Raw genomic sequence first — 13,496 nt, forward strand, 5'->3', positions numbered from 1 at the left:
TTTATGACTCCAATCATCGGTGGATTGGATGGCCTGTAATATTACTACTTAAAAAATATGGAAATGATAAATATTTCAATGGAGTGTTGTTGCTGATGAACAGGCAAAAAAACGCCACCCGCAGGTGGCGTTGCGCGTGGCGGGCCGGGCTGGCGCTACACGCTGTACGGAATGTAGCTGAAGCCGTTGCCGATGACCTGGATCAGCGCGGCCTGGTTTTCCGGGCTTTCGCTGAAGTTGGCCAGCACGTTGCCGCGCGCCACGCCGATCTGCAGGTCGTGCAGCCAGTAGGCGTGGCCTGCGGCGTCAGGCGCGCGGTGCAGCACGTTGCTGTACAGCTGGGTGACGAAGTCCGCGTCGCTCAGGTCGGCGCCGTAGCGCCGTCCGAACTCTTCGCTGCCGATGAAGAAGCCGGCGGTCGCTTGCAGGCTCAGGCCCTTGTCCATATTGGAAATCCAGTAGCCCAGGCCGGACTCGTCCGGCGCGCGGTTGAAGGCGGCCTGGTACAAGCGGTAGGCCTTGCCGCCGACGCCGTCGATATCGAGCGCGATGGTCTTGTCGTCGAACAGCAGGCGTTCGACGCCGTCGAGGATGTCGGTGCCGCCGCCGTTGACGGACTTGATCTCGGCATGGCCGTTGCGCTCGACGATGCTGTAGCTGCCGGCGTTGCCGGCGTAGACCACGGTGTCGGTACCGGCGCCGCCATGGATGGCGGCGCCGTTTGCCTTGCCGATCAGGATATCGTTGCCGGCGGTGCCAGCACCTGTCGCGGCCACGGTGGTGAAGCTGCGATGCAGGCCGCTGGCCAGCACATTGCCGGCCAGGTCGCTGATGGCGCCTGGCGCGATATCGATCGTGTAACTGGTGCCCGGCGCCAGGTGCGACAGCGGACGGAGCGCCAGATGGTAGTCGGCGGTGGCGGTCAGACTATGCTCATCCAGCGCGATCACATGGCCGGCGGCATCGCTCAGCTTGATCCCTTGGATATCGGCCACCTTGACCTTCTCGTCAAAGTCGAACGCGACGACTTCGCTCAGGCCGTACGGCGCGGTGTGCGGCAGCGCGTCGATCGGCTTCGGCGCGGCGGCCAGCGTTGCCGCTTTCAGCGTATAGCCGCCGACGGCGTTGGCGTCGGCCGTATCGGCGCGCACCGCCACGTAATAGTTGCCGGCGGTGGCGGCGCGATAACCGACGCTGCTGCCGGCGCTCTGCAGCAGGGCGCCGCTGTCGTCGTAGAGCGCGACCGAGTAAGCATAATGCGGGTCCAGGCCGCCAAGGCCGTTGCTGCGCAGGTCGAACTGATAGGAGCTGCCGGCTTGCAGCGTTACCTTGAGCACGTCGATGTCGCCGGCATAGTTCAGCTTGCCCTGGAGTTCGCTGTCGACGCTCAGGCGTAGCGCGCCGGCCTGGGTGTTGCCGTAGTCGTCCTTGCCCAGGAAGCTGGTGCTCAGCGTGTAGTTGACGGGCGGGTAGGCGAGTTGTTCGCTGATGTTCAGATAGATGTCGCCGCTGGTTTGCGCGGTGTACACCTGGTAGCTGCCGCCGTTCACGCTGGCGACCACGCCGAGCGGCGCCAGCTGCGCGTCGGTGATGGTCAAGTCGGGCGCCTGTGCGGCGGTGGCGCTGCCGGCGAACTTGTGTTCCAGCCGGAACGCATAGGTCATCCCCGCCACCGTGGCGAACTTGTACATGTCCCGCTCGCTGGGCACTTCCAGCATGCCGTAGGTGGTGCTGCCTGTCATCAGCCGTTTGGCCGTGTCGGGCTGGTCGGTGGTGTCGTAGCTGCGGGCGCTCGCTTGCAGCACGTAGTCGCCGGCGCCATTGAACAGCGAACCCACATCCACGTAATAGGTGCCGGTGTGCGACGCAACGTAGTACAGGTCGGCGTGCGCGGCATCGAAGAAAACTTTTGTGTTGGTCAGTTGCTTGCCTTGGGCGTCGAACACGTTCATGACGAGGCTGCTGTTGCCCTCGAACAGGCTGGAGCCGGACGGCGCTTGCAATGACAGGTGGTAGGTCATGCCGGCCGTCATGTCGAGCGCGAACCAGTCGTGGTCGCCTGCGCGTTCGAGCGTGCCCGCCGCGCTGCCGCCCGTCGCCAGCTTGCCGGTGGTGCCGGCGTCGGCGTGGTAATCGTCCGCCAGCACGCTGGCCTTGAGCTGGTAATCCGTGCCGCTTCTGCCGCTGACCTCGAAATAGTAGTTGCCGGTGGTGGCGGGCGTGAAACTGTGGCTGTTGCCATACCCGAGGTAGGGTATATACCCCAGCTCACCGGCATAGTCGCCATTCTGGTCGATGACGCGCAGCTGGCTGACCGCTGCGTCGACGGACGGGCCGCTGATCTCCAGGCCGTAGGTGACGCCCGCCTCCATCGCCAGCTTGAAAACGTCCAGGTCGCTGCTGCTGTTGATGACGCCGTGCACCGGCGTGCCGAGCGGGAGCGTGGTCGCGCTGGCCGGGCTGTCGCCGTGATCTTCCTTCAGCGGGACGGAGGCCTTGAGGGTATAGCTGCCGTTTCCGATCTTGGCGTCGGGATAGAGCGAGGCCACCGTGATGGCATACGTGCCGCTGCTGGCCGCCGTGAAGGTGCTGACATGGGTGCTGACGGTCTCTGGCGCGCCGTCTGAATACGCGACGAAGGAGCCGTGTTCGTCAGCGATCTCGAAGCGGAGTTCGTTCTGGTTGAGCGGATCGCCGTTCAGCACCAGCGCATAGGTCTGGCCGGCTTGCACCGTCAGATGGAAGCAGTCGCGATCGTTCACGTAGTTCAGGCGGCCCTGGACCTGGCCGCCTGCCGCCAGCTGGCCCGCGCTGCTGCCGTTGGCCGAGTAGTCGTCGTTGACCAGCACCGATTGCAGCGTGTAGTCGCCGACCACGTTGCCGCCGACGGCGACAAAATAATCGCCGCTGGTCATGGGTTCGAACGGCTCATACAGTCCGTCCAGCAATTGGCCGTCGGCACTGTAGACCTGCATGGATGTGGACGTCAGCGACGAGGCCGGGAAGGTGAACGCATAGTGCTGGCCCGGTGTCGCGTGAAATTTGAACCAGTCGATATCGCCCGCCACGTCGAATCGGCTGCTGACGCTGCCGCCGGCGGCCAGCACGCCCGGGGTATGGATGTTGGCCGGAAGCGCATCGGGCTGCTTGACGGCGGCCGAGATCTGATAGGAGTAGGTGAGGTTGTTCGGGAACAGCTGAGCGTCATCGTAGTTGACCAGCGCGTAGTAAGTGCCGCTGACGGCCGGCGTGTATTCCAGCGCCGGCCCCGCCGAGTTGGCTCCCACCGCGCTCGCCAGATCATTGCGATCGAGGCCAAGATGAAGCGAGGTCTTGGCCATCGGCACGAAGTCGCCCGGCGCCGACGAGACGGCAATCACGTAGGTCACGCCGGCTTGCAGGTCGACCTTGAACATGTCGCGGTCCCAGTGGGCGTCGAACGTGGCCTTGGTCGTTCCGCCAACGGCGAGGCTGGCGGAGGTCGCGGGAGTATCCCCTATGTTGTCGGGAGCGGGCATCAGCAGGGGACTTTCGGTAGCGGTGGTTGGGGGACGCTAGTTTACACGCTATACGGAATGTAGCTGAAACCGTTACCGATGACCTGTATCAGCGCCGCCTGGTTTTCCGGGCTTTCGCTGAAGTTGGCCAGCACGTTGCCGCGCGCGACGCCGATCTGCAAGTCGTGCAGCCAGTAGGCGTGGCCTGCGGCGTCGGGCGCGCGGTGCAGCACGTTGTTGTACAGCTGGGTCACGAAGTCCGCGTCGCTCAGATTGGCGCCGTAGCGCCGTCCGAATTCTTCGCTGGCGACGAAGTAGCCGGCGGTCGCTTGCAGGCTCAGGCCCTTGTCCATATTGGAAATCCAGTAGCCCAGGCCGGATTCGTCCGGCGCGCGGTTGAAGGCGGCCTGGTACAGCCGGTAGGCCTTGCCGCCGACGCCGTCGACATCGAGCGCGATGGTCTTGTCGTCGAACTGCAGGCGCTCGACGCCGTCGAGGATGTCGGTGCCGCCAGTGCCGTTGACGGGCTTGATCTCGGCGTGGCCGTTGCGCTGGACGATGCTGTAGTTGACGGCGTTGCCCTTGTAGACCGCCATGTCGGTGCCGGCGCCGCCATGGATGGCCACGCCGCCGGCCGGGCCGGGCAGGACGTCGTTGCCGGCGGTGCCGGCCTGGACGGCGGCCACGGTGGTGAAGCTGCGCTGCACGCCGCCGGCCAGGGGATTGCCGGCCAGGTCGGTGATGGCGCCCGCTGCGATGTCGAGCGTGTAGCTGGTGCCGGGCGCCAGATGCGTCAGCGGATCCAGTGCCAGATGTGAGCTGGTAAGGCTCATCAATTTGTTTTCATCGAATGCGACCACATGGCCGGCGGCATCGCTCAGCTTGATGCCGTGGATATCGGCGACCTTGATTTTTTCGTCAAAGTCGAGTGCGACGACGTCGTTCAGGCTGAGCGGCGCGGCGCCCTGCGGTGCATCGAGCAAGCGCGGCGCGTCGGCCAGCGCCGCCGTCTTCAGCGTATAGCCGCCGGTCGCGCCGGCGTCGCTGGTATCGGCGCGCAGCACCAGGTAGTAGTAGTTGTCGACGGCGACGCGATAGCCCAGGCTGCTGTCGGAGGACTGCAGCCGCGTGCCGGCATTGTCGTACAGCGTCAGCGAATAATGGTAGTTCGGGTTCAGGCCGGAGCTGTCGCGGCTCTGCAGGTCGAACTGGTAGGAGTGGCCGGGGTACAGCCTCACCTTGAACTGGTCGATGTCGTTGGCATAGCTCAGCCAGCCGCGAAATTCGGTGCCGATGTCCAGATTGCGAGCTTCCGCCTGGGTGTTGCCGCAGTCGTCTATGTATCCCAAGCCGGCGCTCAGCGTGTAGCTGGCAGCCGGGTACGCGAGTTGCTGGCTGACGTTCAGGTAGATATCGCCGCTGGTTTGCGCGGTGTACACCAGGTGTTTGCCGCCGTACGGGGTAGTATCCAAGGCCAGCGGCTTCATGTTCGCATCGGTGAGCGTCAGATCGGGCGCTTGCGGGTCCGCGGCATTGCTGTTCCGCTTGTGCTCCAGGTAGAAGGCATAGGTCCGGCCCGCAAGCGCGGCGAACTTGTACATGTCCCGTTCGCCGGCGCTTTCCAGCGTGCCGTTGACGGCGCCCTCGGACGCCAACCGGGTGGCGGTGTCGGGCTGGTCGCCGGTGTCATTGCTGGCGCTCGCCTGCACCACATAGCCGCCCGTCTTGGAGTAACCGGAGCCCACGTCCACGTAGTAGGTGCCGGAGCGCGCCGCCGCGTAGAACAATTCGGCCTCGGCCGGGCTTCTGATATTGCCTGTACTGACCAGGCTGTTGCCCTGGGCGTCGACCACGTTCATGGTGAGGGGGCCATAGCCGGCGAACAGCTTGTTGTCGGGGGCGCTTTGCAGCGACACGCGGTAGGTCATGCCAGCTGTCATGTCGAGCGCGAACCAGTCGTGGTCGCCTTCGCGTTCCAGCGTGCCGGTGGCGCTGCCACCCGCCGCCAGCCTGCCGCTGGTGCCGGCGTTGGCGTGGTAGTCGTCCGGCAGCGGGCTGGCCTTCAGCTGGTAGTCCATGCCGCTTCTGCCGCTGACTTCGAAGTAATAGTTGCCGGTGGCGGCAGGCGTGAAATAGTGGCCGTAGTCAGCCGAACCGGTGGGCAAGTAATCGAGCACACCGGCACTGCCGCCATATTGGTTGGTGACACGCAGAGTGCTGCTGCCGGCGTCGGTGGACGGGCTGTGGATCACCAGGCCGTAGGTGACTCCCGCCTCCATCGCCAGCTTGAAAACGTCCAGGTCGCTGCTGCCGTTGATGACGCCATGCACGGGCGTGTCCAGCGTAAACGTCGTGGCGCTGGCCGGGTTGTCGCCGTGATCGTCCTTCAGCGCGTCCGATGCATGGAGGGTATAGTTGCCCTGCTCGATATCGGCATCGTGATAGCGCGCAGCAACCAGGATGGAATAGGTGCCGCTGCTGGCCGCCGTGAAGGTGAGGGTTTCGGTGCTGGTGCCGGTGCTGCCGGGCACGGAGTCCGAAGAATTGACGAGGTAGTCACGTTCGTCGGTAATCTCGAACCGTAGTTCGTTGTGACGCAGCGTATCGCTGGTCAGCGTCAGCGTATAGGTCTGGCCGGCTTGCACGTTCAACTGGAAGCAGTCGCGATCATACTTGTAGTCGATCTGTCCCTGGAGCTGGCCTCCTGGCGTCAGTTTGCCGGCGCTGCTGCCGTTGGCCGAGTAGTCGTCTTCGACCAGTACCGATTGCAGGGTGTAGTCGCGGACCACGTTACCGCCGACGGCGATGAAATAGTCGCCGCTGGTCATGGGTTCGAACGGCGCGTACAGCTTGTCTGCCAGCAGCAGGCCGTCGGCGCCGTAGACCTGCAGGGACGTCGGCGTTGGCGATGACGCCGGGACGGTGAATGTGTAGTGCTTGCCCGCTGTCGCGTGAAATTTGAACCAGTCGGTATCGCCCACCGCGTCGAACCGGCTGCTGACGCTGCCGCCAGCGCTCAACACCCCCGGAGTATGGATATTGGCGGGAAGCGCATCCGGCTGCTTGATCGCGGCCGAGATCTGATAATTGTAAGTGCTGGTGTCCGGGAAAATCAGTTGAAAATTGTTGTAGTCGACCAGCGCGTAGTAAGTGCCGCTGACGGTCGGCGTGTACTCCAGCGCCGGCCCCGCATAATTGGCTCCCGTGGCGTCCGCCAGATCATGCTGCATCTCGTCGCGCAGCTGAAGCGTGGCCTTGTTCACCGGCGCGTAGTCGTTCGGCGCTGGCGCGACGGCAAACACGTAGGTGACACCGGCTTTCAGGTCGACCTTGAACATGTCGCGGTCCCATTGGGCGTCGAACGTGGCCCAGGTCGTGCCGCCAACGGCGAGGGGGGCGGAGGTATCGGGAGTATCCCCTATGTTGTCGGGAGCGGGCATCGGCGAAGAACTTTCAGTGGCGGTGATGGGGGCGGTAGTTTACACGCTGTACGGGATGTAGCCGAAGCCGTTGCCGATGACCTGGATCAGCGCCGCCTGGTTTTCCGGGCTTTCGCTGAAGTTGGCCAGCACGTTGCCGCGCGCCACGCCGATCTGCAAGTCGTGCAGCCAGTAGGCGTGGCCTGCGGCGTCGGGCGCGCGGTGCAGCACGTTGTTGTACAGCTGGGTGACGAAGTCCGCGTCGCTCAGGTTGGCGCCGTAGCGCCGTCCGAATTCTTCGCTGGCGACGAAGTAGCCGGCGGTCGCTTGCAGGCTCAGGCCCTTGTCCATATTGGAAATCCAGTAGCCCAGGCCGGACTCGTCCGGTGCGCGGTTGAAGGCGGCCTGGTACAGGCGGTAAGCCTTGCCGCCGACGCCGTCGATATCGAGCGCGACAGTCTTGTCGTCGAACAGCAGGCGCTCGACGCCGTCGAGGATGTCGGTGCCGCCGCTGCCGTTGACGGGCTTGATCTCGGCGTGGCCGTTGCGCTGGACGATGTCGTAGTTGCCGGCGTTGCCGGCGTAGACCACGGTGTCGGTGCCGGCGCGGCCGTGGATGGCGGCGCCGTTTTCCTTGCCGATCAGGATGTCGTTGCCGGCCGTGCCGGTGGCCACCGCGGCCACGGTGGTGAAGCTGTAGTGCAGGCCGGCGTAGCCGGTGCCGTTCAGGTTGCTGATGGCGTCGGCGGCGATGTCCAGCGTGTAGCGCGTGCCCGGCGCCAGGTGGACCAGCGGATCGATGGTCAGGTGCGAGCCGCTTACGCTGAGGATTTCCGTCAGCGGGATTTCATTGCCGGCGGCGTCCGTCAGCGTGATGCCGCTGCCGTCCGGCGCCAGGATCTTCTGGTCGAAGTCCAGCGACAGCGCGTCGCTGAGGCCGAGCCGCACGACGCCGCCGGCAACCGGTCCCGCCAGTTGCGGCGGCGCGTCCTGCGCGCTGGTGCTGACGATGTAGCTGCCGGTGGCGGCGGCGTCGACCTGGTCGGCCTTGATCGACAGGAAGTAGTCGCCGGTGCCGATGGCCTTGTAGCTGAAGCTGTTGTCGTAGCTCGCGACGTACTTGCCCTTGGCGTCGTACAGCTCGAACGCATAGGTGTACTGCGGATTGAGTCCGCCGATGTCGCCCGCTTGCAGGTCGAACTGATAGGTCGTGCCTTGCTTGAGCGTGACCTTGAGCATGTCGACATCGCCGGCGTAGCTGAGCGCGCCCTTAGCCTGGCTGCCGATGGCCACGCTGCCGGCGGATTTCTGTTCGTTGCCGTAATCGTCCGCGCCCAGCGAGACGGCCGACAGCGTGTAGCCGACCGGCTGATAGTTGCGGTCTTCGCTGACGTTCAGGTAGATGTCGCCGGTGGCGGTGGCCGTGTACAGCTTGTAGCCATCGACCGATCCCGGCGCGAGCAGGCCCAGCGGCCTGGACTGCGCATCGGTGACGGCCAGAGTCGGCCATTGCGACGGCAGGCCATCGTGCTGCAGCTGGAACGCATAGACCTGGCCCGCAATCACGGACACCTTGTACACATCGTTGTCGCTTGCGACTTCCAGCTTGCCGTTGGCGCTGGCGCCGATGGCGAGCTGCGTGGCGTTGTCGGGCTGGTTGCCGACGTCGTCGTCGATGGAGGTGTCGTGAAGGATGGTCATCGGTGTTGGTCGTGTATGTTATTGAAAGGCAATATTATCATTAGAGTAACCCATGTGGGGCAACTAAATCACATAAAAAAAGCCGCCACGAGGGCGGCATGGAGGGGGCGCGGGAAAATCACGCGGCCCTGGCCGATTCCGCGCGCCCGCAGTAGCGTTCCACATAGGCCTGGTGGCTCGGCAGCTGCACGACGATGCGGTCGACCCGCGACTTGATGCCGCCGAGGAAGTGCTTGAGTTCTTCGTCGCCCATCAGGTCGGCGCTCTGGTGGTGCGAGCGCGGCATGATGCCCTGGCCCAGCATCACCTGTATCCACGAGTTCTCCGCGAACAGTTCGTTCGGCACGCGGAACACGCGGCCGGTTTCGCGGAACAGATTGATGCGGTGCTGCAGCGAGGCGGGGATGCTCATCTCGCGCGCGGCTATCCAGAACTGCGAGTCGGTGCGGTTGTTGACATGGTAGTGCAAGATGATGAAGTCACGGATGTGCTCAATCTCGCTGTTGCACTGCTTGTTGTACTCGTCGATGTCGGCCTGGCTGATGCTGTCGGTGGGGAAGGTCTGCATCAGCCGCACCACCGAGCGCTGGATCAGGTGGATGCTGGTCGATTCGATAGGCTCCAGGAAGCCGCTCGATAAACCGATGGCCACCACATTGCCCTTCCACGTGTGCTTGCGCTGGCAAGGCTTGAATTTGATGACGCGCGGCGTAATCAGCGCCTTGCCTTCCACGTTGGACATCAGCTGCTTCATCGCCACGTCCTCGTCCAGGTGGCGGCTCGAATACACGATGCCGTTGCCGACCCGGTGTTGCAGCGGTATGCGCCACTGCCAGCCGGCCTGGTGGGCCATCGAGCGCGTCAGCGGCAGCGCGTCGGCCACGGCCTCGGTCTGCACGGCGATGGCGCGGTCGCAGAACAGCCATTGGCTCCAGTCTTCCATCGGCTCCTGCATGGCGTCGCCGATCAGCAGGCCGCGGAAGCCGGTGCAGTCGATGAACAGGTCGCCTTCGACTTCCTGGCCCGATTCCAGCACCACCGAACGGACGTCGCCATTGTCTTCATGCTTGGTGTAGCGCACGATCTTGCCTTCGATGCGCTGCACGCCGCGCGGCTCGCTCAGGCGGCGCAGGTATTTGGCGTAGCGGCTGGCGTCCAGATGGTAGGCGTAGTTCATGCCGTTGTCAGGCAGATGCGCGAAGCGGTGTTCCAGCGAGGCTTTCAGTTCCAGGCAGTAGTCGCCGTAGTCGCCGGCCAGGCCGCGCTCGACGCCCTTGTGCCAGAAGTGCTGGAAGCCGGCGGTCCAGTGGTCGGTGCCGGTGACGCCGAAGGAGTGGATGTAGTCTTCTTTGACGTTGCGCCAGCCTTCGAAGCTGATGCCCAGCTTGAAGGTGGCCTGGGTCTCGGCCATGAATTCCTGCTCGTTGATTTCCAGCAGATTATGGAAATTCATCAGCGTCGGTATTGTGGCCTCGCCGACGCCGACCGTGCCGATTTCGTCGGATTCGATCAGCTTGATGTCGAGCCGTTTGCCCAGCACCTTGGCGATGCCGGCCGCCGCCATCCAGCCGGCGGTGCCGCCGCCGACGATGACGACGCGGCGTACCGGCCGGCGCTGCTTGGAATCTCGGGTGTCTGGGTTCATCGTGGTCTCCTTAGCGGTTTATTTTTTTCAGCAGGTGGGCGCGCAGCGCGCGTGCGGCGTCGTCGTTGAGCGGTCCCAGCACATGGCGGGCGTGCTCGGGGATGTGCGCCGACGTGGTGTCGTCGGCTTCGAAGATGTAGTGGCGGAAGATTTCCTGCCACGCCTTGCGCTGCGCGGCCGGCAGTTCGCGCATGGTCAGGAAGGCCAGCATCAGCGTGCTGGTCGGCGTATCCATGTAGTCGGGCGATTGCCGCCACCAGTAGTTGACCAGCACGTTGAACGGGTCCAGCGCTTCGATGTGATGCCACCACATGCTGGGAATGAAGATGGCGTCGCCCGGCCCCAGCTCGGCGCTTTGCGCGTGCGCCAGCGCCTCGGCGAATTTCGGATATTTGTCGAAGTCCGGGTTCAGCAAGTCCACCAGGCTGATGGCCTGGCCGGCCGGCGTGAAGTCCAGCGGGCCGATGTACAGGTTCTTCAATTGTTCAGGCGGGAACAGCGTGAAGCGGCGGCGGCCGGCCGCCACCACGGCCAGGTTGTCCGGCACGTCGTAGTGGGCGGCGATGCGGGTGCGGTTGCCGATCCAGATGCTGGCCAGCGCGTCGCGGCCGCCCAGGTTGATGTCGTTGTGTTCGCGAAAGCCGGGCAGGCAGGTTTCCACCGTGGTCGAACCGACGTAGACGGTGGCTGGCTTGCTTTGATGGCGCTTGGCTTCGATTTCGTCCAGCACCGCGCCCAGCTTGGCGTGCACCGGATAGAAATTGAAGCCGTCCATATCGGCGTTGTAGAAGAAGCGGCCACCCGCTTCCGGCGGACCCAGCATGGCGCCGACCGTGGCGTCGCGGTAGTGGCGGCGCAGGTAGGCGTCGCCGCCGCGCTCGTCGGCCAGCGCGGCGCACACCATCGGCCAGCTGCCGGCCAGGCCGCGCAACACCAGCGGCTGCGTGGCGGTCAGTATTTCGTCGCCCAGGTCGTTCACGCCCAGGCCGCTGATCTCGCGTATGGCTTCAGGCATGGGCGGCGTTCTTGCGGTCGATCAGCAGGCGGAAGTTGGACAGCGAGGCCAGCACCATGTAGATGCTTTGCAGGTGGCCGGCCTGGTGCAGCGCGGCCACGGCGTCCGCGCCCAGCGCCGCCAGCCTGTCCTCGTTGATGGTGTGGAAGCCGACCAGGCGGTTTTGCGAGCCGTCGTTCAGTTCGACGTCGAGCACAAAGCTTTCCAGCAGCTCGTGTTGCAGCAGCGCGGCCAGCAGGGCCGGGGTGTCTTGCAGACCGCGATGGATGGCCAGCAGCATGGAACTGCTGCGTTCGAGGAAGTCGCTGTTGCCGCCGTGCGGCAGGAACACGGCCTCGCCGTCGCTGCGGCTGATGCGCGGGCTGTCGAGGTCGATGTGCACCATCAGCTCGCTGCCGCTGCCGCCGATCAGGAAGGGCAGGCGTTCGACCATCATCGGCAGATACGCGGCATTCCAGCGCTCGCCGTCCAGGAACAGGTTTTCCTCTTCATGGAAGCCGAACAGCGCGACCGGTTCGAAGCCCAGTCCGTCGGTGGTCTTGCGGAAGACGATGGGGTAGCACGCTTGCACGTCGCGGAATTCGGCGGGGAAGGTGACGGCCGCCATCTGGCGGTCGCCGTACCGGGCGCCGCGCCGGGTGATGACGCGCAGATCCTTGTGTTCTACATTGTTCAGCAGGGCGATGTTAGGCATGGTGTCTTTTTGTGATGTGGTTGATCAGTTCGCGGTTGCTCGGCAGCGCGCCCAGCATCTTGCGGGTCAGCGCGGCCGCTTCGCGGAAGTAGTGGTCGGCCTGCGCGGCTTGCTGCGCCTGGGGATGCGTGTATTCGCTGCGGAAGCCCATGCCGTACAGCACGTACTGGTAGCTGGCCGACGGGAATACTTCCTTGATGCGGTTGAAGTCGTTGCGCGATGGCGCGCGGTGGCGCCACAGCGTCAGCAAGTCGTTCAGGCGTTCGGGCACGGCGGCCGTGTTGTCGCGCCAGTAGTCGCTGTCGCGGCGGCGGCTCAGCACGTAGTGCAGCTTGAGGAAATCGATCACCCGTTCCCAGCGGTAGGTGAAGGCGTCGTTGAAGCGGCGGGCGACGATGTCCATCGCTTCGCGCGTGGCCGGCAGCTCGTCGCTGACCATCGCGGCCGACATTTCCACCAGCGCCAGGGCCGAAGCTTCCAGCGGTTCGATGAAGCCGGCCGACAGGCCGATGGCCACGCAGTTGCGGTGCCAGAAGCGCGCGCGGTAGCCGGGGTTGAAGCTGAGCTTGCGCGGCGACGGGATATCCTGCGGGCCGCCGGTGGCGACGATGTAGCGGCGCAGTTCGGCCTCGGCCTGGTCGTCGCTGATGTGCGCGCCCGAGTACACATGGCCGACGCCGCGCCGGGTCGGCAGGCCGATGTCCCAGATCCAGCCGGCGCTTTGCGCGGTGGACGAGGTTTGCGAGGCGATCGGGTAATCGTCGGCAGGGTAGGGGACTTGCACCGCCAGCGCCGAATCGTTGTACAGCACGTGCTTTTGCGAGATGAAGGGCACTTCGTAGTGCTTGCCCAGCAGCAGGGACTGCATGCCGGTGCAGTCGATGAACAGCTCGGCTTCGAGCGCGCCGTGGCTCTGCGTTTGCAGCGCGGCGATGTCGCCGTTGTCGTGGCTGACGATGCCGACGACGTTGTCCGGCACATAGTGCACGCCCAGCTTTTCCAGACAGTGCTTGCGCAGGAAGACGCCGAACTTGCCGGCGTCGAGGTGGTAGCCGTAGTTGGCCACCGAGGCGAATTCCGGCGTGCTCACTTGCTTGGGCGCGCGGCCGTTGACGCACAGGTGAGGTTGAAAACTGACCAGGTCGGCGAACGGGGTATCGGGATGCTGCGCCTGCCACTGCTGCGGCAGGTTGACTTCGCCATAGCCTTGCGGCAGCACGAAGGGATGGAAGTAGTAGTCGTGGTCGCCTCCATCGACCCAGCGGTTGAAGCGCGAGCCCTGCTTGAAGGCGGCGTCGCACTCGCGGAAGAAGTCGGCTTCGGAAACGCCGATGCGGCGCAGCGTGTCGCGCATGCTGGGCCAGGTGCCTTCGCCCACGCCGATGGGGGCGATGTCGGGCGACTCGATCAGGGTGATGTGCAGCGGCGTGCCCTGGTGGTCGGCCGCGATCAGGCCGGCCGTGAGCCAGCCGGCGGAACCGCCACCCACAATCACGATGCGTCGGATCATGTTACTCGCCTTGAG

7 protein-coding genes are annotated in these 13,496 nt (G+C 64.7%); all 7 read right to left on the minus strand.

The genetic code is table 11. The annotated features are described in order from the left end of the window. Nucleotides 1-155: 155 nt before the first annotated feature. Nucleotides 156-3,518, minus strand: coding sequence for a DUF4214 domain-containing protein (locus GEV02_RS30420; RefSeq protein ID WP_152841554.1), 3,363 nt, complete (start codon nucleotides 3,516-3,518; stop codon nucleotides 156-158). Nucleotides 3,519-3,559: 41 nt separating this feature from the next. Continuing rightward, complete coding sequence (locus GEV02_RS30425) at nucleotides 3,560-6,937, minus strand: DUF4214 domain-containing protein (RefSeq protein WP_152841555.1); 3,378 nt, start codon at nucleotides 6,935-6,937, stop codon at nucleotides 3,560-3,562. 39 nt (nucleotides 6,938-6,976) lie between these two features. Next, nucleotides 6,977-8,617 (minus strand): DUF4214 domain-containing protein, encoded by a 1,641-nt coding sequence (locus tag GEV02_RS30430; RefSeq protein WP_152841556.1) that lies wholly within the window; start codon nucleotides 8,615-8,617, stop codon nucleotides 6,977-6,979. A 118-nt stretch (nucleotides 8,618-8,735) separates the two neighbouring features. Beyond that, on the minus strand, nucleotides 8,736-10,262 hold the full coding sequence (locus tag GEV02_RS30435) for a tryptophan halogenase family protein (RefSeq protein ID WP_152841557.1): 1,527 nt from the start codon (nucleotides 10,260-10,262) through the stop codon (nucleotides 8,736-8,738). 10 nt (nucleotides 10,263-10,272) lie between these two features. Further along, nucleotides 10,273-11,277: a cupin-like domain-containing protein gene (locus GEV02_RS30440; protein WP_152841558.1), complete on the minus strand. Its 1,005-nt coding sequence runs from the start codon at nucleotides 11,275-11,277 to the stop codon at nucleotides 10,273-10,275. Beyond that, a complete protein-coding gene (locus GEV02_RS30445; RefSeq protein ID WP_152841559.1) occupies nucleotides 11,270-11,971 on the minus strand; it encodes a SapC family protein in 702 nt (233 codons plus the stop codon). Before GEV02_RS30445 ends, GEV02_RS30440 begins: the two co-directional genes overlap by 8 nt. Further along, nucleotides 11,964-13,481: a tryptophan halogenase family protein gene (locus tag GEV02_RS30450; protein WP_152841560.1), complete on the minus strand. Its 1,518-nt coding sequence runs from the start codon at nucleotides 13,479-13,481 to the stop codon at nucleotides 11,964-11,966. The genes GEV02_RS30445 and GEV02_RS30450 overlap by 8 nt, the downstream gene beginning before the upstream one ends. Between the last annotated feature and the right edge of the window lie 15 nt (nucleotides 13,482-13,496).

Origin of the sequence: Rugamonas aquatica (genome assembly GCF_009380215.1) — a bacterium.
Classification (GTDB): Bacteria; Pseudomonadota; Gammaproteobacteria; order Burkholderiales; family Burkholderiaceae_D; genus Rugamonas; species Rugamonas aquatica_B.